At 48.6% G+C, this 23,961-nt stretch carries 21 protein-coding genes; all 21 read left to right on the plus strand.

The features are described from left to right. The first annotated feature begins 136 nt into the window (after positions 1 to 136). The 21 genes from HFD99_RS21625 to HFD99_RS21725 all read left to right on the plus strand — a co-directional run bounded on the left by HFD99_RS21625 (position 137) and on the right by HFD99_RS21725 (position 23,961). Positions 137 to 1,795, plus strand: a complete 1,659-nt coding sequence (locus tag HFD99_RS21625) for a putative polysaccharide biosynthesis protein (RefSeq protein ID WP_031462549.1) — start codon at positions 137 to 139, stop codon at positions 1,793 to 1,795. A gap of 167 nt (positions 1,796 to 1,962) precedes the next feature. Next, positions 1,963 to 3,462, plus strand: a complete 1,500-nt coding sequence (gene mazG / locus HFD99_RS21630) for a nucleoside triphosphate pyrophosphohydrolase (RefSeq protein ID WP_090891338.1) — start codon at positions 1,963 to 1,965, stop codon at positions 3,460 to 3,462. Between the two features lie 333 nt (positions 3,463 to 3,795). Continuing rightward, entirely contained in the window at positions 3,796 to 4,068 is a 273-nt protein-coding gene (locus HFD99_RS21635) for an HU family DNA-binding protein (RefSeq protein ID WP_007428028.1), read from the plus strand. Continuing rightward, positions 4,068 to 4,346: an RNA-binding S4 domain-containing protein gene (locus tag HFD99_RS21640; protein ID WP_016818913.1), complete on the plus strand. Its 279-nt coding sequence runs from the start codon at positions 4,068 to 4,070 to the stop codon at positions 4,344 to 4,346. Before HFD99_RS21635 ends, HFD99_RS21640 begins: the two co-directional genes overlap by 1 nt. 179 nt (positions 4,347 to 4,525) lie before the next feature. After that, a complete protein-coding gene (yabP, locus tag HFD99_RS21645) occupies positions 4,526 to 4,810 on the plus strand; it encodes a sporulation protein YabP (protein WP_013368685.1) in 285 nt (94 codons plus the stop codon). Then, entirely contained in the window at positions 4,807 to 5,385 is a 579-nt protein-coding gene (gene yabQ / locus HFD99_RS21650; RefSeq protein WP_016818912.1) for a spore cortex biosynthesis protein YabQ, read from the plus strand. Before yabP ends, yabQ begins: the two co-directional genes overlap by 4 nt. A gap of 4 nt (positions 5,386 to 5,389) precedes the next feature. Then, entirely contained in the window at positions 5,390 to 5,719 is a 330-nt protein-coding gene (locus HFD99_RS21655; RefSeq protein WP_013368687.1) for an FtsB family cell division protein, read from the plus strand. Between the two features lie 123 nt (positions 5,720 to 5,842). Then, positions 5,843 to 6,358: a S1 domain-containing RNA-binding protein gene (locus tag HFD99_RS21660; RefSeq protein ID WP_013368688.1), complete on the plus strand. Its 516-nt coding sequence runs from the start codon at positions 5,843 to 5,845 to the stop codon at positions 6,356 to 6,358. A 506-nt stretch (positions 6,359 to 6,864) separates the two neighbouring features. Further along, the gene (gene spoIIE / locus HFD99_RS21665) at positions 6,865 to 9,372 is read left to right on the plus strand and encodes a stage II sporulation protein E (protein ID WP_123796608.1); all 2,508 of its coding nucleotides are present in this window, start codon (positions 6,865 to 6,867) and stop codon (positions 9,370 to 9,372) included. A 126-nt stretch (positions 9,373 to 9,498) separates the two neighbouring features. Next, positions 9,499 to 10,248 carry a vWA domain-containing protein gene (locus HFD99_RS21670; protein WP_016818910.1) on the plus strand — a complete coding sequence of 250 codons (750 nt, stop codon included), beginning with the start codon at positions 9,499 to 9,501 and terminating at the stop codon, positions 10,246 to 10,248. Next, positions 10,232 to 11,170: a protein kinase domain-containing protein gene (locus tag HFD99_RS21675; protein ID WP_016818909.1), complete on the plus strand. Its 939-nt coding sequence runs from the start codon at positions 10,232 to 10,234 to the stop codon at positions 11,168 to 11,170. The genes HFD99_RS21670 and HFD99_RS21675 overlap by 17 nt, the downstream gene beginning before the upstream one ends. A gap of 66 nt (positions 11,171 to 11,236) precedes the next feature. Further along, positions 11,237 to 12,685: a tRNA lysidine(34) synthetase TilS gene (tilS, locus tag HFD99_RS21680; protein ID WP_123796609.1), complete on the plus strand. Its 1,449-nt coding sequence runs from the start codon at positions 11,237 to 11,239 to the stop codon at positions 12,683 to 12,685. 47 nt (positions 12,686 to 12,732) lie between these two features. Then, complete coding sequence (gene hpt / locus HFD99_RS21685) at positions 12,733 to 13,272, plus strand: hypoxanthine phosphoribosyltransferase (protein WP_013368693.1); 540 nt, start codon at positions 12,733 to 12,735, stop codon at positions 13,270 to 13,272. A 97-nt stretch (positions 13,273 to 13,369) separates the two neighbouring features. Then, a complete protein-coding gene (ftsH, locus tag HFD99_RS21690; RefSeq protein ID WP_017427052.1) occupies positions 13,370 to 15,409 on the plus strand; it encodes an ATP-dependent zinc metalloprotease FtsH in 2,040 nt (679 codons plus the stop codon). A gap of 280 nt (positions 15,410 to 15,689) precedes the next feature. Next, the gene (gene nadB, locus HFD99_RS21695; RefSeq protein ID WP_123796610.1) at positions 15,690 to 17,303 is read left to right on the plus strand and encodes an L-aspartate oxidase; all 1,614 of its coding nucleotides are present in this window, start codon (positions 15,690 to 15,692) and stop codon (positions 17,301 to 17,303) included. Continuing rightward, positions 17,293 to 18,183, plus strand: a complete 891-nt coding sequence (nadC, locus tag HFD99_RS21700; RefSeq protein WP_016818905.1) for a carboxylating nicotinate-nucleotide diphosphorylase — start codon at positions 17,293 to 17,295, stop codon at positions 18,181 to 18,183. Before nadB ends, nadC begins: the two co-directional genes overlap by 11 nt. Before the next feature lie 6 nt (positions 18,184 to 18,189). Beyond that, positions 18,190 to 18,957 (plus strand): type III pantothenate kinase, encoded by a 768-nt coding sequence (locus HFD99_RS21705; RefSeq protein ID WP_013308148.1) that lies wholly within the window; start codon positions 18,190 to 18,192, stop codon positions 18,955 to 18,957. A gap of 217 nt (positions 18,958 to 19,174) precedes the next feature. Continuing rightward, positions 19,175 to 20,059, plus strand: coding sequence for an Hsp33 family molecular chaperone HslO (gene hslO, locus HFD99_RS21710; RefSeq protein WP_016818903.1), 885 nt, complete (start codon positions 19,175 to 19,177; stop codon positions 20,057 to 20,059). 20 nt (positions 20,060 to 20,079) lie between these two features. Next, on the plus strand, positions 20,080 to 21,030 hold the full coding sequence (locus HFD99_RS21715) for a peptidyl-prolyl cis-trans isomerase (protein WP_017427050.1): 951 nt from the start codon (positions 20,080 to 20,082) through the stop codon (positions 21,028 to 21,030). Between the two features lie 240 nt (positions 21,031 to 21,270). Then, entirely contained in the window at positions 21,271 to 22,209 is a 939-nt protein-coding gene (cysK, locus tag HFD99_RS21720) for a cysteine synthase A (RefSeq protein ID WP_016818901.1), read from the plus strand. Positions 22,210 to 22,338: 129 nt separating this feature from the next. Continuing rightward, entirely contained in the window at positions 22,339 to 23,961 is a 1,623-nt protein-coding gene (locus tag HFD99_RS21725; protein WP_123796611.1) for an anthranilate synthase component I family protein, read from the plus strand.

The raw sequence follows: 23,961 nt of genomic DNA on the forward strand, positions 1-23,961 counted from the left end.
CTCGTTTCACCCCTGTATGACGTACAGAACGGACAAAGCCGTTCAACGTTGTACAGGGATTTTTTTCTTTCCGGGAGAAGAGACGGTATAATAGGACTCGTAAAAATGCTTATCCAGGTGGGAGTGGAGACGGAGAATGCAGGAAAATCGCGCCGCTTCGCGGCTGCTACGGGGTGCTGTCATTTTGACAATGGCAGCGGTAGCAAGCAAGCTGATCGGCACATTGCAAAAAATCCCGCTGCAAAATATTGGCGGCGACGGCGTGTTTGGCATTTATAATACGGTTTATCCTTTTTATACGCTGTTTATTACCATTGCAGCTGCTGGATTCCCGGTTGCCGTATCCAAATTTGTAGCTGAGTATGAGGCTGTGGGGAACCGGGCAGCAGGGCAACGTGTTGCCCTGCTATCTTCGCTTGTATTGGGCATCTTCGGATTGATTTTGGGGCTGCTGATGTATACGTGTGCGCCGCTAATCGGCCAGTGGATCGACAATGCTCACGTCATTCCATCGGTGAGAGCGGCAGCAGTTGCCTTCTTGTTCGTGCCGGTTATGGCGGGACTGAGAGGCTATTTTCAAGGTTTGCAAAATATGATTCCAACGGCAGTCTCTCAAGTGACAGAGCAGGCGATACGGGTAAGCGTGATGATCATATTGTTGCTGTTCATGCTGTCACAAGGAGCAGGGGCGGATATGATAGCCGCTGGAGCAGTGTTTGGCTCAGCAGCAGGCGGAGCAGCGGGCTTGGTGATCATGCTGTTGTATTGGCGAGGTCACAGAAAGAGACTTAGGCGGCAAGAGATGGCGATGACAACAGTGCAAGCCCAGACTGGTGAGCTTCACCCAACGGAAAGCAACGGCGCTTTGCTAAAGGCGCTGTTACGTTATGCCTTGCCTGTTTGCCTTGGAGCGCTAGCCGTTCCGTTAATTAACCTGGTAGATACATTTACCGTCCCTCGCTTGTTAAAGCAGGAGGGCTTGGACGATACGGCGGTTATGGTGGTCTTCGGCGTGTATAACCGGGGGCTTCCGCTAGTACAGCTGGTCATGATGTTTGCCACCACATTGTCGGCATTGTTCATACCCTCGCTGGCTGAGGCTCGGGTAACCGGAGGTACGGAGTTGGCACGTCGTCAGTGCGAGCAATCGCTGCGCTGGTTTTGGCTACTAGGACTAGCCGCTGCGACAGGCTTGATCGTGCTGGCCGTGCCCGTCAATGTGATGCTGTATGCAGACGATACCGGCAGCACGGTGATGCGCTGGATGGCGCTGACCGCCGTAGGAGGTACGCTCAGCATCATCTCGGCTGCGCTACTGCAAGGGCTTGGCGCGGTTCGTGCGCCAGCTCTGGCGATGCTCGCGGCCGCAGCAGCCAAGGCGCTGCTAAACTGGCTGCTCGTGCCGCAGCTAGGCACGGCTGGTGCCGCCATTGCGGGGGCTGTCGCCTATCTGCTGGCGGCAGTGATCAACATCGCGCTGCTGGCCCGCTTGGTGGGGCTGCGCGGGAGCTGGTCCGCCAGTGTACTCAAACCGGCGGCATTGCTTGTCGCCTTGGCTGGTGCAGCCGGGGCGGCGATGTGGGGCACCAGTGCTGTGCTGGGTGCCTTGGGATGGGCTGCCGGAGGTCGTGCCACGGCAGCGGTGGAGAGCCTGCTGGGAGTAGCTGCAGGCGCTGTGGTGTTCGTGATCGGCCTCGCACGCTTGAGGTTGATCACGGAAGCCGAGCTTGTGGCAGTGCCCAAGCTCGGACGCCCGCTGGCAGCCGTGCTGCGCAGACTGCGTGTACTGGCTTAGCCGGGGTTATACGACTTACCGCGCGACAGCTGCGCAAGCCATTTTATGAACCTATACAACTTTGTGGTATAGTAAATGCCAAAGCAAAGGAAGCGGAAGCTGGATTGGATTGCGCCGGGTGTTTTTTCCGAGCATGAATCCTGCTTTTACGGAACGGAGGATTGGATATGAGCGTAACATTAACGATCGTAGGTCTGGGCTCGGGAGATCCCGATCAGCTTACGATAGGGATATTGAACAAAATGCGGGGGGCTTCAGCGCTATATCTGCGAACCAAGGAACATCCGGCGGTTCAAGTGCTGGATGAGTTTGAAGTGGCCTTTGAGTCATTTGATGCGGTATATGAGACAAAGGAATCTTTTCCAGAGGTATACGAGGAAATTACCAGTCAATTGATGGCAACAGCTGCTAAGGCGGCAGACGGAAGCGAAATCGTCTATGCGGTTCCCGGTCACCCGATGGTGGCGGAAGCAGCGGTGCAGTTGCTCAAGGAGCGTTGTCCTGCGCAAGGGATTGAACTAAACATCTTGGGGGGCGAAAGTTTCCTGGATGAGGCTTTTGTGCGTCTTGGTTTTGATCCGATTGAGGGTTTCCAGCTGTTGGATGCAGGTACACTGGATGCGAGCTGGCTCCAGCCTCAGTTGCACACGCTGATCGGACAGGTATATGACACCTTTACGGCTTCCGATGTGAAGCTGTGCTTGATGGAGCGGTATCCTGACGATTATGAGGTGTATGTCGGCCACGCGCTTGGGGTAGAAGGTGAGGAAGCAGTCCACAAGGTGCCGCTGTACGAGCTGGATCGAGTAGAGGGCTACGGGAACCTATCCTTGGTGTACATACCTCGCAGTGAGGATGAGGCGCTGAAACGGCGTTCTTTTGACCGTCTACATGAGATTGTCGATATTTTGCGCAGTCCAGAAGGCTGCCCATGGGATCGTGAACAGACACATCAATCGATCCGCAAAAATCTGATCGAGGAAACGTATGAGGTCATTGAAACTATAGATGAGGATGATCCTGAGCATATGAAGGAAGAGCTCGGCGATCTGTTGTTACAAATTTTGCTGCATGCCCAAATGGAAGAGGAAGTCGGAACCTTCAATGTCTATGATGTGATCCAAGGGCTGAACGATAAGCTTATTTTCCGTCATCCGCATGTGTTCGGTGATAATCAAGCGAATGATGCGGAAGAGGCGCTGCAAAACTGGGAACAGATGAAGGCTGAGGAAAAACGACTTAAAGGCACAACGGCAGCAGACTCCTCCGTGCTGGATGGGGTTCCCCGTGATCTACCTGCTCTTATGAAATCGTACAAGCTCCAGAAAAAGGCAGCTAAAGTAGGCTTTAACTGGGATAGCATTGAAGGCGTATTTGATAAACTGGACGAAGAAGTGGCTGAGTTGAAGGAAGCGGTTCGGGAAGGGCATTCCGTGGAAGCTCAGTTGCTGGAGTTGGGCGATGTGTTATTTGTTGCCGTGAATGCAGCCCGGTTCATGGAAGTAGATCCAGAGGAGGCGCTGTCAGCCACTAATCGCAAATTTGTGAGCCGTTTCCAGTATATTGAGCAGAAGTTACGCGAGCAGGGACGTCGTCCCGAAGACAGCAGCGTAGATGAAATGGAGACCTACTGGCAGGAAGCGAAAAAGCTCCTTGACAGAAATTGACTCCATAGATTTGATCTTTGGCTGTATGGGCCAGTAAAATGAGACATAAGCAGGGTTGAAAACACGCCCAGCTTGAGCAGACTTGCCAATGGGCAGAGTTTTGTAGTAGGATGTTGGCTTAACTGGGGGTCGAATAAAAAACGCCTGTCATTGCAGGATTTTTAAGGACAAGCCCGAATAACTTGTAATAATTCTGAAAATAACTGTAGCCTATAGTTAACATGTTACAGTAGTATTCAGAAAGGCTACGGCCACAGTTGGACCTCACGTCTGCTCCATTTATGGATATGTAGCGTGATGATTATTTTTTGACATTTAGGAGGCTTTTATCTTATGAACAAGACAGATCTGATCAACAATATTTCCAGCAAAAGCGGTTTGAGCAAACGTGACGTTGAAGCTGTATTGAATGGCGTACTTGGTGAAATTACAGATGCACTTGCGAGTGGCGACAAAGTACAACTGATCGGCTTTGGTACTTTCGAAACGCGCAAGCGTTCTAGCCGTACAGGCCGCAATCCACAAACCGGCAACACGATTGAAATTCCAGAATCGACCGTTCCTGCTTTCAAAGCCGGTAATAAGCTTAAAGAAGCCGTTAACTAATGCGTCTTGATAAATTCTTGAAAGTCTCGCGGCTGATTAAGCGTCGTACAGTAGCCAAGGACGTCTCTGAACAAGGGAGAGTGCTGGTGAATGGACGCGAAGCCAAGCCGAGCAGTGCGGTCAAAGTGGGCGATGAAATTACCGTCCAATTTGGCCAGAAGCTGGTGACCGTGCGAGTGGAACGGCTCGCCGACACTACACGCAAGGACGAGGCTGCAAGTATGTACACTTTGGTAAAGGAAGAGCCTATTGCCAGGGACAACGGTTTGAACTGGTAAGCAGACATCTGATTTTCTCATAACGTTGTACATAGAAGCATTCCTTCATATTTTATGAAGGGATGCTTTTTTCTTTTGGATGATGAGCTTTCGTCTAATATATGCTCGTGAATAACCAATGCGGTTCTAAATCATGCCCACCCCTTCATAAGCTAAGAACAGAAGGAGGGGTACATGCCATGATTGAACAAGGGAAGTCCAAGCACCATGATCTGCGCATGCAAAGCCGCAAGCAGCTCGACATTTCAGGCGTCAGCAATGTGGAGAGCTTTGACAGTGAAGAGTTTTTGCTTCAGACCGAGCTGGGCCATCTCACCATTCGCGGACAACATTTACATATCAAAAACCTCAGTCTGGAAGAGGGGCTGCTGTCCATTGAAGGTCTGATTACTTCCCTCGTCTACCTAGAGCCTGGGGCCCCGGCCAAAAACGGAAAAAGCCTATTCGGCAAGCTCTTCAAATGAACCCTTACACACAATGGCTGACATTGACGTGGATGCTATTGTCGGGCATAGCGATGGGAGTGGTATTTGACAGCTACCGGGTGCTGTCAATCCGCTTTCATTTTGCCCGTTGGAGTGTTCATATGTTGGACGTGCTGTATTGGGTGGCCTCGGCTTTGTTTATTTTCCGTGTGCTATACGCGAGTAATCGCGGTGAGCTGCGGTTTTATGTCTTTTTAGGACTACTTTTGGGGGTTTGGCTCTATTTTTGGGCCTTTAGTGTTACAACCCAACGTTTTGTGGTAATGTTAATAGAGATCGTTCGCAGACTGACGTTGATCGTGAACAGCATACTGCGCATCCTGATTGTTCTTCCGGTGTTAGCGCTGTATCGGCTGTTACGCAAGCTGGTCGGATGGACATGGGCACTTATTGTGTTCCTAGGAAGGATGCTGATATACATCCTGATGCCGGTTTGGAAGCCGATTCTTTGGTTGATCCGTCCGCTTATAGCGCGCTGGAAGACGCCAGATCCGCTCATAAAGCTAGGTATCAGACTGAAAAATACAGCAAAAAGATGGTTTGGAAGGGGGTAGTATCATGCGTAATTCGTCTGTAGATCGCCATTCATCTCCTACGTCCAAGTCCAATGCGGGCGGGCGCAGGCGAATCATGATTTGGTTGCTATCGCTTGCCGCCTTTGGTAGTTGGGCCATATTCACCTTTTTTTCTCAAGGCATGATCATGGCCGATCGAAGTGAACAGCTCACCCAGAAGGAAAAACAGAAGCAAGCTGCTACACAAACGGAACAACAGCTTCAAACCGAAGTGAATCGTCTCAAGGACCCTGAGTACATTGGAGAAATTGCTAGAAGCAAGTACGGTCTTTACAAACCGGAAGAGACGCCAATCATCGGAGATCAAAAATAGAGGCATTATCGGGCCAATGCTTAGTTGACCTTGGTTCCGCCATTTTGTATAATCAAATCACCACAGCGGGATTTTTTTGCAAAAAAATCGGTTGTATATTTTAAGGGAGGATCATTTTATTCTATGGCAATTGAAGTGGGCACCAAGTTAGAGGGCAAAGTGACAGGCATCACGCATTTTGGAGCATTTGTGGATTTGTCTGGAGGTGTCACGGGTCTCGTTCACATCTCGGAAATCGCCGATAATTATGTTAAGGATGTTAACGACCACCTGAAGATTAATGATGTTGTGACGGTGAAAGTCATTAATGTTGACAAAGATGGCAAAATCGGACTTTCCATTAAGCAAACGATTGATAAGCCGGCAAGTGAAGCCCGTCCCCCAAGAGCTCCAAGACCGGAGCGTACAGGAGGACCAGGCGGAGGAGACCGTTTTGGCGGCGGAGGTTCAGGTCCAAGTCAGGGACGCGGTGGTGGTTTCAACCGCGATCGTGGAGGCCGTTCTTTCAAGCCTGCACCGGGTAAACCTTCATTTGAGGATAAAATGTCACGCTTCCTGAAAGATAGTGAGGAACGCATTTCGTCGCTGAAAAAGAACACCGAAGGTAAACGCGGAGGACGCGGCGCGAAGCGTGTTTAATTCACTTTGACAACCGTATCAACCATACACGGAAAACCGTACAGTCGAAAGACTGCTACGGTTTTTTTGCGTTCTACCGACAGGAGATGCGACAAGCTGTGGCTGCGGGCAATACATTTGGGCGGAGGTGTACAGGCACATTTTTAAGATTAGTAGTTTCATGAAGAAGAGAAGAAGCATCGTACTGAAATGTTGGATGTTTTTTTTGTCGTGTGGACATAATCGTCCGACAAACTCCAACGGTTTTCCGTCTATCTTCTGTGCAAATCGCTAGTCTGGGCATCAGGGTGGACGACATACAGAGGCCGTGCAAGGCGTGGAGTGATACAACTTCCATCTGCTTCCATACGGGCGCAGCTTGATGTACAGGGGGATGCTCTGTCCTTTCGCGCGGCACGTTTTTTTGTCGGAAATTTCTTGGAATAAGACGTGAGGTTCTGACAAACTTTCTCAATCGTTCCGGTTTAAGATGGGAACATCAAATTGATGAATGGGGTGCCTGACGCATGATGGAGAAATGGAACGTGGTACATTTTCCGGGGTTAAAATCTAGAAAGTCCAAATCCAAAGAGCGTACGGAAGGTTGGCCTTCCAGACTCAAGAAACGGCTCGATTCACATAAAATGGTGCAATGGGTAACCGCGCAAAGATGGATGCTGCTATTGTCAGCTATGGGAGTTCTACTGGGACGCGCCACTATTTTGGACGAGCTTTCTCCTTTTGCCCTCGCTTATTTTGCGGTCATTACGTTCCTTCGGCGTGATCTAATGCTGCCTGTAGCTGTATCCGTTGTGCTAGGCAGCCTGTTAGCTCCTTACCCATCGTTGTTCATGATTGGTGGTGAGCTAATCATATTTTATCTCCTGTATCGCGGGCTACGTACCTTCGATCGTCTGGAATTATCCTATGCCCCGCTTATGGTCTTCTTGTCTGTGTTTATGGTCAATTTATTTAACGCCGTGATGGCTCCGGCTTTTACATGGTATGAGCTTGTCATTGTGGGAACGGATGCGGTGCTCAGTTTTATGCTTACATTGGTGTTCACACAGGCCATACCGCTGTTTACGTACCGCAAGAAGGCAAGCCAATTGAAGAACGAAGAAATTTTGTGTCTGATTATTCTATTAGCCTCTGTGATGACGGGAGCAGTAGGATGGACCGTTCATTCACTGTCTGTCGATCATGTGCTTTCACGATATTTGGTCTTGGTGTTTGCTTTGGTGGGAGGTGCTTCGTTGGGTGCTTCGGTCGGTGTGATTACCGGTTTAATTTTAAGCCTGGCCAATATGTCCGCAATTGTGCAGATGAGTCTACTTGCTTTTGCAGGTTTGCTGGCAGGAATGCTGCGTGAAGGGAGAAAAGGTGCAGTGGCCCTTGGCATGCTGTTGGGCTCCTCCATTTTGACGATCTATTTGGATGGGACTGGGGACGTGTTGACATCAACTTGGGAGAGCTGCGCGGCAATTCTACTATTTTTAATGACTCCAAAAAGTTTCTTTAAAGCGGTTTCTACCTATGTCCCTGGTACGCAGGATCACGCCAAGTCCCAGCATGAATATGCCAAAAGAGTTCGTGATCTCACTGCCGAGCGGGTGACGAAATTTTCCCGTGTATTCAGCCAGCTATCGCGCAGCTTCCATCAGATATCTGCGAGTGAGGGAGCAAAACCGGACGGAGAAATGGAACACTTTATGAATGCGGTGGCGGAAGGAACCTGTGCCTCTTGCTTTAAGTGCGAGCAGTGCTGGGACGGCAAGTTTATGCAAACCCATCAGTATATGACGGAAATGATGAGTGCCATTGAGGATAATCCTGATTTGGAGCCGGAGCAGATGCCGCCACAATGGAGCAAGGCATGTGCCAAGACGGGCGCTGTCCTGCAGGTAATGAAGCAGCAGTATAGTCTCTACCAACATAATATGCAGTGGAAGCGCCAAGTATACGATAGTCGTCAGCTTGTTGCTGACCAGCTATCCGGTGTATCGCAAATTATGGAGGATTTAGCGCGGGAAATTCAGCGAGAAGGGCAGACCATGCATCGGCAGGAAGAGCAAATCCGAGAGGCTCTTGATCGACTCGGCTTGTCCATCCAATCCATTGAGATTATTAGCCTGGATGCAGGTCAGGTTGAAATAGAGATTGTCCATGCCTATACAAGGGGATTTGATGAATGTCGGAAAATCATTGCTCCACTGCTGTCGGACATACTGGACGAGCATATAGCTGTCATGCGCGAAACGGCGGCAGATCGCCGCCAAGGCTTGGCTACAGTCATGTTCGGCTCTGCTAAAACGTATGAGATTGCTACAGGAGTAGCTAGTGCGGCCAAAGGAGGCGATTTCTTCTCAGGAGACAGTTACAGCATGATGGAGTTAGGGAATGGGACTTTCGCAGTCTCTTTAAGTGACGGTATGGGGAACGGAGAGCGTGCGCAGCAAGAGAGCAGTGCAGCACTTAACATTTTGGAAGAACTACTGCAATCAGGTATGGACGAAAAATTAGCGATCAAGTCGGTTAACTCTGTCCTGATGCTCCGATCACCTGAGGAAATGTATGCTACGGTGGATATGGCGCTGATTGATCAGTATACGGCCCGGACAACCTTTATGAAGATTGGATCTACACCGAGCTTTATTAAAAGAGGGGAGGAGGTCATTCCCGTATCTGCCAGCAATTTACCGATTGGCATTATACAGGATATCGAAGTTGATTTGGTGTCACTGCAACTCCAGCCAGGAGATATTCTCATTATGATAACAGACGGTATATACGATTCACCGGGTTATGCAGTCAATAAAGAAATATGGATGAAACGCATGATTCAAGAGATTGAAAGTGAGGACCCGCAGGAACTGGCCGATTGTTTGCTAGAACGGGTTATTCGATATCAACAAAATCAAATCTATGATGATATGACTGTAGTTGTTAGTAAAATTGATCACTTTCGCCCAGAGTGGGCCACCCTTCATGTACCTGGCATGAGGTGGTTGGAACGTCCGCGGACGGTGAGCTAGACTGACATTGCCCGGGAAATTGCTTATTCATTTTTAAAAATCCGCATCCTTCGTTTGAATCGTTCCGGATTAGGCAAAGATAGAATCTATCGGAATAGATTAAGAGGAAGCGGAGGTCAAAAAGCGATGAAGCAAATTTTGATCATTACAGATGGATGCTCTAACGTAGGGGTTAGCCCAGTGATGGCGGCTGCCCAAGCTTTACGGGAGGGAATTACAGTGAACGTCGCCGGAGTCATAGATTATGGAACCATCGGCGAGCTTGGGAGCGCAGAGATTCAGGAAATTGCTAAAGCAGGGGGAGGGTTTAGCCAAATCGTCGGTACGAAGCAGTTGGCGCAAACCATGCAAATGATGACGCGCAAAACAGTGGTTCAAACGATTCAGCAGGCGGTTAATAGAGAGTTAACGCACATTTTGGGTGAGGGCGGCGCCCGGCATATCGGTGAACTGCCTCCGGCCAAACGAGCCCAGGTAGTTGAGGTAATGGATGAACTGACAGAAACAAGCCCTCTGGAAATTGCTTTACTCATTGATGCAAGTGCAAGCATGAAGCCTAAGCTGCCTGCTGTAGAGGATAGTATCCGCGATTTGCTGCTCAGTTTACAGTCCAGAAGCGGACTCAGCCGTATATCTGTATTTCATTTTCCGGGTGGACGAATGGGAGAAGACGCAGTCATGGATATCGGGTGGACCTCTGAGCTAGACCAGATCAAATCGATATTCGGACGCTTGCGGATGAAAGGAGCGACACCGACAGGACCAGCCATTTTACAAGTGATTGATTATTACCGATATGTTACACTAGGGGAACAGAAAGATCTGGAAGAATCCTATGGCAAAGGAGAAGGGATGCTCGGTGACTACGTCGTCTGATCCCGTTCTTGCACCCGGAACGGTCATCAAGGGCAAGTGGAAGCGGAGTAGCTATGTCATCCAGCGCTTGCTGGGCCGGGGAGCGAACGGAACTGTATATTTGGTAAAAGAAGCACAGGCCGATCGGCAATTTGCTCTCAAAATGGGAAAGAACACGCTTGATCTGCAATCGGAGATTAATGTGCTGACCACATTACAGTCTCAAGGGACTCAGGCTGCCCTCCAGCGGAATGGGAATCCTTCCTTCTTGTTTGAAGTGGATGATGTAGTGTTACGCAATGGGGAGATCCCCTTTTATGTTATGCGATACGTTAAAGGAGATCCGCTTCATAAATTTGTGGCAGCCAAAGGGTCTGAATGGTATGGTGTGGCTGGGACTGGCATACTGAATCGTCTGGCCGATCTCCATCAGGCAGGATGGGTGTTTGGCGACCTGAAGCCTCAAAATATATTGGTCAATGCCTATGGAGAGGCTGAGTTGATTGATTATGGTGGCGTGTCCCTTGCAGGTCGGAGTGTTAAACAATTTACAGAATGGTACGATAGGGGATTTTGGAATGCTGGTAGCCGAAATGCTGATCCCCAGTATGATCTGTTTGCCTTTGCTCTTTTAACGGTTCATATTTTGGAGAGTGAATCGTTAAAGGCGGCTGCGAGTAGGCTGCCGCAGCTACGTAATACGGCAGAATTGACAGTCATTATTCGTCGCAGTCGTGTATTACGCCCCTACGCCGAATGGCTGCTGGGTGCAGTACGTGGCGAATATTCCGATACTCGTGCAGCGGCCCGAGCTTGGTCGCGTCTGGCTTCCGCGCATGTCAGGCAATCATCTGTCAAAAGAGGAAATCCACGCTGGTTGGGATATGCTTTCACGGTATCGCTTTTGCTGCTTGCTGGAGCGCTCTGGATTGCGTTAAGGTAGCAGCATGACTTACATAAGATAACATAGGATCATCATTTTTACGGTCGGGAGAAAAGAGGGTCGTGAATGGGAACAACAAAACCGACCGGTGTTGTACAGGAAGTGCTCGCTTTGGCGCGAGAACATTCCCTGTGGAGCCCCGGAGACCGCATTGTGGTTGCTGTATCCGGTGGACCGGATTCGGTGGCCCTTTTGCACATTTTACATGAAATATCCGTTATACATATGCCATTACAACTTGTCTGCGCTCATGTTCATCATGGCTTCAGGCCAGAGGAATCGGATGCGGAGGCTGAAGAGGTACGCAATATTGCCCGAAAGCTCAAGCTTCCATTTGAAATGATCCGGGTTGATGCACCCGCTTATATAAAGGAAAGCGGCAAGGGTCCACAGGAAGCGGCCCGTGAGCTACGGTACAGCTTTTTACATGATACGGCTACGAAGTGGGAGGCACAGCATATTGCTATGGCTCACCATGGCGATGATCAAGCGGAAACAGTCCTCTTGCACTTGCTGCGCGGTAGCGGACCGGCGGGTTTGGCGGGTATGCGTTTGGCACGCACCGAAAAAAATGTGCAACTCATTCGCCCGCTGCTTCGTATGTACAAGGCTGACTTGATTGAGTATTGTAACTTTTATGGTCTTTCCTATGTGACAGACAGCACTAATTTATCGACCAAATACCGTCGTAATGCCATCCGCATGGATGTGCTTCCTTTTTTGGGGCAATATAATGAGCAACTGACACCGTCCCTGAACCGGCTGGCCGAAACGATGGCTGACGAAAATGATTTTATGGAGGCAGCTACACTGTCGGTATACGAGAAAATGGTGCATTTCAATAATGGCAGGTACATGTTTTCCATCGCATCATACCGTAAGCTATCCGTTGCTTTACAACGGAGGTTGATTAAACTAATATTAAATTATCTGCCTTCGGACAGTGGGAATTTTGATTTTCGTAAAATTGAGACCGTTCGACTAAGACTTCTCCAGGAGACAACTTCTACATGGAGCTTGGACTTGGGCGGCGGTGCGGTTGGAGTCCGCGAATATGACCAGGCGGTTTTGTTTGACCGTACGCAAGTCGTTATGGGTGAATGGAGCTATGGACTGAGCGTATTGCCTATTTCCGGTGAGCTTGAGTTGCCTGAAGCGGGTGGTATACTCCGGTGGCAAAGAGCTTCCTATTTGGATGGACAACATCCGGCGAATGAGGAAGAAGCATGGTTCGACGCAGATGAATTGACTCTGCCGTTGACTGTACGCTCGCGATTACCTGGAGATACCATGTATGTAATGGGATTAAACGGAAGAAAAAAGGTTAAAGATATTTTTATTGATGAAAAAATACCTCCTTCAATGCGTTCCGTTATTCCCATCGTCTGCGACCATTCTGGAGTTGTTCTCTGGATTCCGGGCGTACGACGTTCTGTACATGCTGCGGTGCAAAAGCACACGTCTTCGGTTATATATATGTCATGGCAAAGACGAGAGAGTCCGTGGCACCGGTAATTGCGCAGGAACGGCTTTCATAGTATAAACTTAGGAGGTTTACACCGTTGCAAAATGATATTCAGGAAGTATTGATCAGTGAAGAAGAAATTCAGAGTAAAATCAAGGAATTAGGCGCACAGCTTAGCGTGAAATATGAAGGGAAAAACCCATTGGTGATTTGCGTGCTGAAGGGTGCGTTTATCTTTATGGCCGATTTGGTTAAATCCATTACAGTGCCGTTGGAACTTGATTTCATGGCTGTATCTAGTTATGGAGTATCCACCAAATCATCAGGTGTCGTTAAAATCATCAAAGATTTGGACGCTTCCGTAGAAGGACGCGATGTTCTGATTGTCGAAGATATTATCGATAGTGGTCTGACACTGACACATTTGATTGAATTGCTTAAAAATCGTAATGCCAATTCGGTATGTGTCGTAACTTTGTTCGACAAGCCTGCACGCCGGACAGTTAATCTTGAAGCTGATTACACCGGATTTACACTTCCGGATGCGTTTGTTGTCGGCTATGGTCTGGACTATGCCGAGCACTACCGGAACCTCCCATACATAGGGATTTTAAAGCCGGAAATCTACACCAGCTAATCTCAGCCTCCAGTCCTAGGACTAAATAGGGTCCTTTGTTGAGAAGGGCTTACAGGCTATGGTAAAATAACTTAAGTGTCTCGAGAGGAGGTAGGGGATGAATCGGTTCATCCGGAATTCTGGTTTTTATTTGATTCTTTTTTTAGTTGTGGTGGGTATCGTTCAGTTTGTTAGCAACAGTAACGAAGCCTCCGATCTCCCTAGATATGACCAATTACGGCAAGAGGTTAAAGCTAATAACATCTCTAAAGTAACGGTCCAATTTGACGGTTACGCCTATCTTGTAACCGGTGCATATAAGAAGCAGCCGGCTAATGCTAAATCAACCAATTTTTCCGTATACGTTCCGCCAACGGATCAAGCACTAAGTGAACTGGTGAATGCCAGCGAAACGAACGGGTTTGAATACGTACAGAAGAAAATGGAAGGCGAAAGCATTTGGCTGACATTTTTGACTTCTATCATTCCTTTGGTGATCATGTTCCTGTTGTTCTTCTTCCTGTTTAATCAGGCACAGGGCGGTGGCGGCAAAGTAATGAACTTCGGCAAGAGCAAAGCCCGTCTGTATAACGAAGAGAAGAAGAAAGTTACCTTCGAAGACGTAGCAGGGGCTGACGAAGAGAAGCAGGAGCTTGTCGAAGTCGTAGAATTCTTGAAGGACCCACGTAAGTTCGCAGCCGTGGGCGCTCGTATTCCAAAAGGTGTTCTGTTAGTGGGCCCTCCAGGTACGGGTAAAACACTCTTGGCGAGAGCTGTTGCAGGCGAGGCCGGAGTGCCGTTTTTCAGTATCTCAGGTTCTGATTTTGTAGAAATGTTCGTCGGGGTCGGTGCTTCCCGTGTTCGTGACTTGTTCGAGAATGCGAAGAAGAACGCACCTTGTATCATTTTTATTGATGAAATTGATGCCGTTGGACGTCAACGTGGTGCCGGATTGGGTGGCGGACATGATGAACGTGAGCAAACGCTCAACCAATTGCTCGTAGAGATGGATGGATTTGGGGCAAACGAAGGCATTATCATCGTTGCTGCTACTAACCGTCCGGATATTCTTGATCCAGCCTTGCTTCGTCCGGGACGTTTTGACCGTCAAATTACGGTTGACCGTCCAGATGTTAAAGGTCGCGAAGCAGTATTGCATGTACATGCACGCAACAAACCATTAACGAAGGATGTTAAATTGGACGTCATTGCGAAACGTACAACAGGCTTTACGGGCGCTGATCTGGAAAACTTGTTGAACGAAGCTGCCTTGCTGGCCGCTCGTCGCAACCGTAGAGATATTTCGATGCGAGAAGTAGATGAAGCTATCGACCGCGTGATCGTAGGTACTGAAAAACGCAGCCGCGTAATCAGTGACCGCGAGAAACGGATTGTTGCTTATCATGAAGCAGGGCATACGATTATCGGTTACTTCCTGGAGAATGCCGATATGGTTCACAAGGTAACTATTATTCCACGTGGACGTGCAGGCGGATATGTCATCATGCTTCCGAAGGAAGACCGCATGCTGACAACCAAGCAGGAATTGCTGGACAAAATCACTGGATTGTTGGGTGGACGTGTTTCCGAGGAGCTGTTTATTGGTGAGATCGGAACAGGGGCTTATAGTGACTTCCAACAAGCGACAGGCATTGCGCGTAGCATGATCGTGGAATACGGTATGAGTGAGAAGCTCGGCCCGATGCAGTTCGGAACTTCCCAAGGTCAAGTATTCCTTGGACGTGATATCGGTCATGAGCAAAACTACAGTGATCAGATTGCTTATGAGATTGACCAGGAGATGAATCGCTTCATCACTGACTCCTATGAGCGTGCTAGAGAACTCTTGACGAAGTATTCGAAAGAGGTTCATTTGATCGCTCAAACCTTGTTGGAAGAAGAAACCCTGGAGCTTGAACAAATCAAACGTTTGATCGAGACAGGTTCTTTGAACGGCAATACGAATGAGGGAGAAGGAACACCGGAAAACGGTGAGCCTGTGATCGACAACATCGGTGATGTTCGTGTACGTATTCAAGGTAAGGATGACGAGCCTAAGAATACAACAGATCAACCGAACGATATCCCTAATCTGCAAAAACCAGAGGATGATAACAATTCAGGCAATTCCGGCGGTACTCCACCGACAACAACCTGATCATCTGATGGATAGTTGAATAAGCATATATGTAAGCTTCGGGGAACCAGATCCTATTGGTTTCCCGAAGCTTTTTTAAATGTGGAAGATTATTGCTGACGTGATTTGACAGACACAGGAACGTTGTGTACATTTATTGTTAAATAAACGGCTGTCGCCTTCCTAGCTTAAAAGGCCAACAGCCGCTGCAATCGACTTACTATCATTTTGAACATATCCGTGAGCGCATACTGTACGATCTATGGTGTGCGCTATTCTTCTGTGAAATCAGGTGAAAGGCATGATTCCAAGATATCTAGTTGATTTTGATGTAGCGGAATTGACCCAATACGAAGCCGACGTCTTAATCATCGGCTCCGGCATTGCGGGCTTATATACAGCGATTAAGGCTGCGGAGAATCGGAAAGTGTTGCTGATTACCAAGAAAACTTTAATGGAAAGCAACACACGTTATGCTCAAGGCGGCATTGCTGCTGTCACATCGGACGAGGATACACCGGCTTATCATATGCATGACACTCTGATTGCTGGTGCAGGTCTGTGTGAACCCGAGGCGGTCAGAACGCTTGTTCATGAAGGCCCAGAAGGTATTAAAGAGTTAATACGATTGGGGACAGCCTTTGACCGTGTGGATGGTGAACTAGCGCTAACCCGAGAGGGGGCGCATAGTCATCGTCGCATTTTGCATGCAAATGGAGATGCCACCGGTTATGAAATCGTGCGTGCCTTGTCACAGCAGGTTGTCGCCCATCCCAGTATTGAGGTGTGGGAAGAGTGCATGGTCATTGACCTGCTGACTGAGCATGGTGAGTGTATTGGGGCCCTCGTTCAAATGCCAGATGGAGAAAGGTCGTATATCACTGCCAATGCAACCATTTTGTGCTCAGGAGGTAGCGGGCAATTATACCGTTACACGACTAACCCGGATATCGCAACTGGGGACGGTATTGCTATGGCTTATCGTGCGGGGGCAGTTGTACGGGATATGGAATTCGTACAGTTTCATCCTACGGCGTTGTGCCATCCGGGCGCTCCAAGGTTTCTAATTTCCGAAGCCGTACGGGGAGAAGGGGCCGTGTTACGCAACATTCATGGAGAACGCTTCATGGACAAGTACGATTCCCGGCAGGAGCTTGCACCCAGAGATATCGTAGCTCGTGCGATCATCCATGAGATGGAACGCACTCAGTCTACGTTTGTATACCTGGATATTACACACGAGCCGCCTGAGCGGGTAAAGCAACGTTTTCCAACGATTTATCGGACATGTCTGTCATATGGGTTGGATATGACGACAGGCTGGATTCCCATTGCTCCTGCTGCCCATTATATGATGGGTGGTATCCAGACTAATCTATACGGGGAAAGCTCCGTTAGGCGTTTGTTCGCTTGTGGAGAGACTTCTTCCACAGGTGTTCACGGTGCTAATCGTCTGGCGAGCAATTCGCTATCTGAAGCTATTGTGTTCGCCAGTAGGATTATCGAGCGGCTGCATTCATTGCCACCGCTGGTCGGCCATACTTTGATATCTTACAGTGATAACCGTGCAGAGTTCCAGGCTTCATCCGTCGTGGGACAGCGACATAAGCTGCAAGAAACGATGGTTCATTATGCTGGAGTTCGTCGGCATAGTGAAGGGCTGCAAGCAGCTTTAGAAGAGCTGCACGGGCTAGTGCCTGTTTTTCAGGCTGTGATCACCAGCCGGGAAGAGATCGAATTCGCCAATTTGCTCACCTGTGCTTTATTAGTAGCAGATGGTGCGCTACTGCGTGAGGAGAGCCGGGGGGCACACTATCGTGAGGACTTCCCTGAGACAGATGATCGCATGTGGCGAAAGCATGTTCAGCAGCGACGTGAGCAAGGCATAACGGAGGAGAGCGTTCATGACATCTAACAGCGAGCTTTATGGAGAGTTTAGCGGATATCAGGAAGAACTGACGGCACAAATTCGCAGCTGGCTGCGAGAAGATACAGGTTCTGGCGATGTGACCACACGTTGGACGATTGAGCCGGGTCACCAATCCAAGGCTGTCATTCATGCCAAAGAGAGCGGCGTGATTGCGGGTTTACCTGTGGCTGAACTTGTATTTCGAGTAGTGGACCCTTCCTTGTCGTTCACTCCGTTGGTGACCGATGGCCAATGGATTGAAAAGGGGAGCGTTTTGGCAGAAGTGAATGGGAGTACTCATGCGATTTTGACCGGGGAGCGATTGGCATTAAATTTACTTCAGCGGATGTCCGGTATTGCAACGCGGACGCGGACTTTTATAGATCAACTGCATGGACTTTCCACGCGCTTGGTGGACACACGTAAAACAACGCCAGGACATCGACTGTTAGAGAAGTATGCTGTGCGTGTAGGTGGCGGCTCGAATCATCGCTTTGGTCTGTACGATGCGGTTATGATTAAGGATAATCATATTAAGGGTGCGGGTGGGATTGCACAGGCGGTCAGCCGAGCGCGCGCGCATATACCGCATACAATGACGATCGAAGTAGAGACGGAAAACATGACGCAAGTCCGGGAAGCTCTGGAGGCTGGGGCGGATATTATTATGCTGGATAACATGTCCGTCCCAGATATGAAGGAAGCCGTTCGCTTCATTCGTGAACAGGCCCCACACGTCAAAACAGAAGCCTCAGGCAATGTATCGCTGGATACAGTGCGTGAGATGGCTGAGAGCGGCGTAGATGTGATTTCTGTAGGCAGGCTGACATACTCTTTTCATAACCTGGATATCAGCCTTGACCTTAACGCTAAGAAAGATAGGTGACACCGATTGATTCTTGTAGTGGATGTAGGTAATACCAATATTGTTCTGGGGATGTATGAAGGGCGCGAGCTGTTGCACCACTACCGGATCAGCACCTCCAGACAGGCAACCGCGGATGAATACGGCGTACTCATACATAATCTTTTTAGTATGGGCGGCGTATTAAAGGATGACATTCAGGGAGTTATTATTTCCTCTGTCGTTCCGCCGTTGGTCCGTGTATTAGAGGAAATGTGCGATAAATATATAGGCAAAACGCCGTTAATCGTCGGACCGGGAATCAAGACCGGTCTTAACCTGCGTTACGAGAATCCGCGTGAAGTAGGTGCGGATCGGATCGTGAACGCTGTTGCGGCTGTAGAACGGTTCGGCGGGCCTCTCGTTGTGGTGGATTTTGGAACGGCGACGACGTTTGATTGTATTGACGATAAGGGAAACTATCTGGGTGGAGTCATTGTGCCGGGTATCGGCATTTCGACAGAGGCACTGTATCAACGGGCTTCCAAGCTCCCTCGTATCGAGTTGGAGAAACCCAAAAAGGTTATTGGTCGGAATACGGTCCATGCCATGCAAGCCGGGATTATTTTCGGTTACGCTGGGCAAGTGGATGGCATTGTGAGGCGCATTAAGGAAGAAATGCAGGCAGAACCCACGGTTATTGCTACCGGAGGTCTTGCAGAGCTAATCGCATCAGAGACAGAGAGCATTCAGAAAGTGTTGCCGATGTTGACGCTCGAAGGATTACGCATCATTTACCAACGTAACGCCGAATAAAAAGTGGATATAAGCTGCCGCTGAGTCAAGCCGATGATCTTATCGGTTTGGATTAGCGGCGTTTTTCGTCTATACTGAAATATGTTACGTTTTTGAACAATTCGGTGATCTGTTAAGGCAGGTTGTTTATATAGTGGGAAATGATGTTTCAAGGATGAGGAAATACTAACGAAAATAAGCAGCATGGCTGCCTTGGATAATAGGGGAGGATATCAATATGGAAAATAAGCAGGATCGACTTATTCGCGGTACAGCCATGGATGGAAGGGTTAGAGCCTTTGCGGTTCGGACAACTCAATTGGTAGAAGAATTGCGGAGAAGACATGATACTTATCCTACAGCAACTGCTGCTTTGGGACGAACTCTCACAGCAGGTGCAATTATGGGTTCCATGCTCAAAGGCAAAGAAAGACTGACCATTCAAGTCAAAGGTGATGGGCCGATTGGTCAAATCGTCGTGGATGCCAATGCTGTAGGGGAAGTGCGAGGGTATGTTACTGAGCCCCATGTGCATTTGCCAAGCAATAGTATGGGCAAACTGGATGTAGCGGGTGCAGTAGGTACAGAGGGATTTATTCATATCATCAAGGATTTGGGATTAAAAGAGCCGTATCGCGGTAGTATCCCGATTATTTCAGGTGAACTTGGTGAAGACTTTACCTATTATTTTGCCAAATCCGAACAGACTCCGTCAGCGGTGGGTTTGGGTGTGCTGGTAGATACGGATAACTCCGTTATAGTGGCCGGCGGGTTTATTATTCAATTGCTTCCAGGTTTGAATGATGATGAGATTACTGCTATCGAAAATGCAGTCGGCTCCATTCCACCCGTTACCGCTCTGTTGGATCAAGGGCTAGAGCTTGACGAAATGCTGCGTTGGATGCTGCCGGACGTTCGAATCCTTGATGAAATGGATATCCATTTTCAATGTGAGTGCTCACGCGAGCGCGTAGAGAAAACATTGATCAGTCTGGGAGAAAGTGAATTGAAGCAATTGATTGAGGAAGAAGGACAGGCTGAGGTCGTGTGTCACTTTTGTAATGAGGCTTATCAGTTTAATAAGGATGAATTGCAAAATCTGTTAGATCAAGCCAAGGCCTAACCGGATAGGCGGTGTAAGCGATGACTACACGGGAAAAGGGATTATGGACAGCTGTCATTATTCTGACCGTTAGCGTCGCCGCCTTGGGTGGTCTTATCATGCTTCGGGGGCTGTTAAAGCCGGGTGATGTAAGCAAGGATGACGGCGATCATACTGTGGCGGAGATGGGTCAGGAAGGCATATCGGAGGAACAGTGGGTAGCGGAACTGAAAAAGCGATATGGAACGAATACGCTGTTGCAAATGTTGAATCGTAAAGCCGTGCAGGCTGAAACCAAGCGTCTCGGTATCAAGATCACCCAAGAGGATTTACAGCAGGTGCTGGAGCAGGATAGCAAAGGGTACGACTCAGAACACGCCTACTTTGAGGAAATGCAGCGACAATTTGGCCTAGATCCGGTTGACTTGCGGAATGAAGCGGAGTACCGAATTGGCTTGGAGAAAATAGCCACGCAAGGTATTCAGGTTGAGGAAACGGAGATTGACGAGTATTGGGAACAGCACCCTGAGGAATTTGCCGTTGGTAAGCAGATCAAACTGGCAGCTCTTTATGTGGCCAAAGCAGAGGAAGCAGAGGTGTTGCTGGATCGGGTTAAGCAAGGAGAAAGCTTCGACACGCTGCTTCGGGAACATTCAGGCTCAGGTAATCTTCTCGGCGAGGATCATAGCGGACAGCTGGGATGGGTGGATGAATATGACCCATATCAACCGGAGGCGATCATGAAGGCGGCAAGAGAACTAAGCTCCGGGGACGTTGCAGGTCCCATCTCCATTAACGATGGCTATGCGGTCATTTATGTACAGGATGTCAGGCTAAAGAGTTCTTCGGATAAGCGGCAGATTCGTCAGCAAATTCGCCGGTCGCTTGCGCTTGCACAAGCCGCTCCTTTGGATGAGGTCGAGAAGAGTCTGCGTGATAAATATGGAGCTCGTATTTTATCTGGGAAAGAGGTACCTTCCGCTTCTCTATAGCGTCGTAAAAGAATCTAGATTTGAAGGAAGCACGGTGCGAATAACGTGGGCGAACAGCATTGTAGCTTATTTACTCGTATTGACAATGGAATTGAAGATTGTTATGATTAGCGTATAAAACCAACTATTTTTATCGGAAATTAAATGAACGGCATAACACGAAGAATGATTTACCTAGAATCATCTACAATATGTTTTCGCAATTTTTAATATATCATCTACAGTCAGGGAGGAATTATCATGGCTAAAGTTGTTAATAACATCACCGACCTTATCGGGGAGACTCCCCTCGTTCGCCTCAACCGGATCGTACCGGAAGATAGCGCCGAAATTTATTTGAAACTGGAATATCAGAACCCAGGCTCCAGTGTAAAAGATCGTATTGCGATTAGTATGGTTGAAGAAGCTGAGCGTGAAGGCCTGCTTAAGCCGGGTGGTACCATTATTGAAGCAACTAGCGGTAATACAGGAATCGGCTTGGCTATGGTTGCTGCTGCGAAGGGGTATAAAGCAGTAATTGTTATGCCAGAAACGATGAGTATAGAGCGTCGTAATTTGTTGCGTGCTTATGGAGCCGAGCTTGTGTTAACACCTGGCTCAGAGGGTATGAACGGATCTGTTAAGAAAATGGAAGAGCTATTGAGCGAAAACCCGGATTATTTCGCTGCCGAGCAGTTCAAGAACAAAGCTAATATCAAAATTCACCGTGAAACGACGGGTCCTGAGATCGTAGAAGCGATTCGTTCCATTGGCGGCACTCTGGACGCTTTTATAGCAGGTATAGGGACTGGTGGAACTATTTCCGGTGCTGGAGAAGTGCTTAAAAAAGAATTCCCTGATATTAAAATCGTCGCTGTAGAGCCCGCTTCTTCCCCATTGTTAGCAGGCGGCAAGCCAGGACCTCACAAAATTCAAGGGCTGGGTGCCAACTTTATTCCCGAAATTCTAAACCGCGATATCTATGACGAAATTTTTCATGTAGAAAACGATGAAGCTTTCGAGGTAGCGCGTAGAGTGGCCAAGGAAGAGGGCATTTTGTCCGGTATTTCTTCTGGCGCGGCTGTTCACGCGGCCTTGAAGCTTGCTAAGCAATTGGGCAAGGGTAAGCGGATTGTTGTCATTATTCCAAGTAATGGCGAACGTTACCTGAGTACACCACTATACAATTTCGAGCTGTAATTATGTCGTAATTGTGTATACTATACGTAAGGAAACCCTCATTTCCCCTGTAACCGGGGGATGAGGGTTTCTTTGTAACGAGAAGAATGCAGACTTTTGGCAAAGTAATGGAAGGGGTAGCGCACACAGATGAAATGGACAGCTAGAGTGACGGAGGCGCAGTGGCAAACCTGGCAGAAGGAGGGCTGGAGTATGCTTCCCTATATTGCTGAGTACCCATTGCCCGGAGGCGGATTGCCTCCATCGTGGCAGAGGGCTTGGGAGGATTCGGCGCCATATGCTTTCTTGCTGGAGAGCGCTAAAGGTGGAAGATATACGTATCTGGCCTTGAATCCGGTTGCTATATTGGAAGGCAAGGGGGAACAAGCAGTTTGGACTGATTTGCAAAGCGGGGAGCATGGTGCTATACATGGACAACCTTTGACAGTCATGAACGATTGGATCGCCCCTTACCGTGCGCCACGTGTACCTGGCATGCCTTTTTTCTCTGGGGGATTTGCAGGCTACCTGGGCTACGATGTAGCTCGCTCGTTAGAGCGTTTGCCAACTCAAGCTGCAGACGATACCGATATACCTGATTATGTGTGGATGCGGGTGGATGAGCTATGGATTTATGATCATGAAACATCATGCCTATACTGTGCTGTTCATATGCCTAACCCTGTCCGCTTCGGTGAATTCAGTAGTCAGACTGATTTGGCAAATGAGGTTATGTTGAATGAGACCGCATTGATACTTGGCAAGCATTATGCGGAAGCGGTCCAACGTACAGAACGCATGTTGACTCAGTGGAAGAACATTATACATGCGGGAGAGACTGATCCAGCTTACCCTCTTCGTTGTGCTCGGCTGTCCGAAAAAGGATTAGAGGCTGTTCATCAGGAATCTGAAGGCTGGAAAACGGCATTCAGTCAACAAGATTTTGAACATGCTGTGAAACGTGTGCAGGAATACATTGCTCAAGGAGATGTATTTCAGGTGAACTTGTCGATTCGTCAGCAACGTACGCTTGCAGCCCTTCCTGAGAATATATATGAATGGCTTCGTCTGCTGAATCCTTCCCCTTATATGGGGATGCTGCGCATGCCAGATTTGCGGATCGTCAGTGGCTCACCGGAATTGCTGGTGAAGCTGGAAGATGGACGTGTGAGTGCTCGACCTATTGCAGGTACGAGAAGAAGGGGACTAACACCGGATGAAGATGCTGCTATGGCCGCAGAGCTTCTATCAAGTGAAAAAGAACGAGCCGAGCATATTATGCTCGTCGATCTGGAGCGTAACGATATCGGACGGATTGCTGAATATGGATCGGTGCATGTTCCTGAATTGCTGACTGTCGAATATTATTCGCACGTTATGCATCTGGTTTCTCAGGTTGAGGGGAAGTTAGCCTCGGGTCGTACAGCTATAGACGTAATTGCTGCTACCTTTCCAGGTGGAACCATTACCGGGGCTCCTAAGGTGCGCACGATGGAAATTATTGAAGAATTAGAGCCCGTCCGTCGGGGTCCTTATACGGGGTCCCTTGGATGGATTGACTATAATGGTAATATGGAATTAAATATTATAATAAGAACATTAGCTGTTCAGGGCAATACTGCCTATTTACAGACAGGTGCGGGTATCGTCATTGATTCAGACCCGTACAGAGAATATCGGGAGTGTCGGAACAAGGCCAGAGCTGTCATGAAGGCGGTACAATGTGGGGAAGAAGAAGCCGCTTTGAGCAGGAGCGGTATCACAGGAGGGTGA

Source organism: Paenibacillus sp. EKM301P (assembly GCF_011800295.1).
Taxonomy (GTDB): domain Bacteria; phylum Bacillota; class Bacilli; order Paenibacillales; family Paenibacillaceae; genus Paenibacillus; species Paenibacillus polymyxa.

What these genes read in the sequence shown, in the direction of transcription:
- HFD99_RS21625 (WP_031462549.1), top strand. Translation starts at nt 137, where the DNA reads ATGCAGGAAAATCGCGCCGCTTCGCGGCTGCTACGGGGTGCTGTCATT.
- tilS (WP_123796609.1), top strand. Translation starts at nt 11,237, where the DNA reads ATGGGAACAACAAAACCGACCGGTGTTGTACAGGAAGTGCTCGCTTTG.
- mazG (WP_090891338.1), top strand. Translation starts at nt 1,963, where the DNA reads ATGAGCGTAACATTAACGATCGTAGGTCTGGGCTCGGGAGATCCCGAT.
- ftsH (WP_017427052.1), top strand. Translation starts at nt 13,370, where the DNA reads ATGAATCGGTTCATCCGGAATTCTGGTTTTTATTTGATTCTTTTTTTA.
- yabP (WP_013368685.1), top strand. Translation starts at nt 4,526, where the DNA reads ATGATTGAACAAGGGAAGTCCAAGCACCATGATCTGCGCATGCAAAGC.
- HFD99_RS21725 (WP_123796611.1), top strand. Translation starts at nt 22,339, where the DNA reads ATGAAATGGACAGCTAGAGTGACGGAGGCGCAGTGGCAAACCTGGCAG.
- nadC (WP_016818905.1), top strand. Translation starts at nt 17,293, where the DNA reads ATGACATCTAACAGCGAGCTTTATGGAGAGTTTAGCGGATATCAGGAA.
- HFD99_RS21715 (WP_017427050.1), top strand. Translation starts at nt 20,080, where the DNA reads ATGACTACACGGGAAAAGGGATTATGGACAGCTGTCATTATTCTGACC.
- HFD99_RS21670 (WP_016818910.1), top strand. Translation starts at nt 9,499, where the DNA reads ATGAAGCAAATTTTGATCATTACAGATGGATGCTCTAACGTAGGGGTT.
- HFD99_RS21635 (WP_007428028.1), top strand. Translation starts at nt 3,796, where the DNA reads ATGAACAAGACAGATCTGATCAACAATATTTCCAGCAAAAGCGGTTTG.
- HFD99_RS21660 (WP_013368688.1), top strand. Translation starts at nt 5,843, where the DNA reads ATGGCAATTGAAGTGGGCACCAAGTTAGAGGGCAAAGTGACAGGCATC.
- yabQ (WP_016818912.1), top strand. Translation starts at nt 4,807, where the DNA reads ATGAACCCTTACACACAATGGCTGACATTGACGTGGATGCTATTGTCG.
- hslO (WP_016818903.1), top strand. Translation starts at nt 19,175, where the DNA reads ATGGAAAATAAGCAGGATCGACTTATTCGCGGTACAGCCATGGATGGA.
- cysK (WP_016818901.1), top strand. Translation starts at nt 21,271, where the DNA reads ATGGCTAAAGTTGTTAATAACATCACCGACCTTATCGGGGAGACTCCC.
- HFD99_RS21655 (WP_013368687.1), top strand. Translation starts at nt 5,390, where the DNA reads ATGCGTAATTCGTCTGTAGATCGCCATTCATCTCCTACGTCCAAGTCC.
- nadB (WP_123796610.1), top strand. Translation starts at nt 15,690, where the DNA reads ATGATTCCAAGATATCTAGTTGATTTTGATGTAGCGGAATTGACCCAA.
- spoIIE (WP_123796608.1), top strand. Translation starts at nt 6,865, where the DNA reads ATGATGGAGAAATGGAACGTGGTACATTTTCCGGGGTTAAAATCTAGA.
- HFD99_RS21640 (WP_016818913.1), top strand. Translation starts at nt 4,068, where the DNA reads ATGCGTCTTGATAAATTCTTGAAAGTCTCGCGGCTGATTAAGCGTCGT.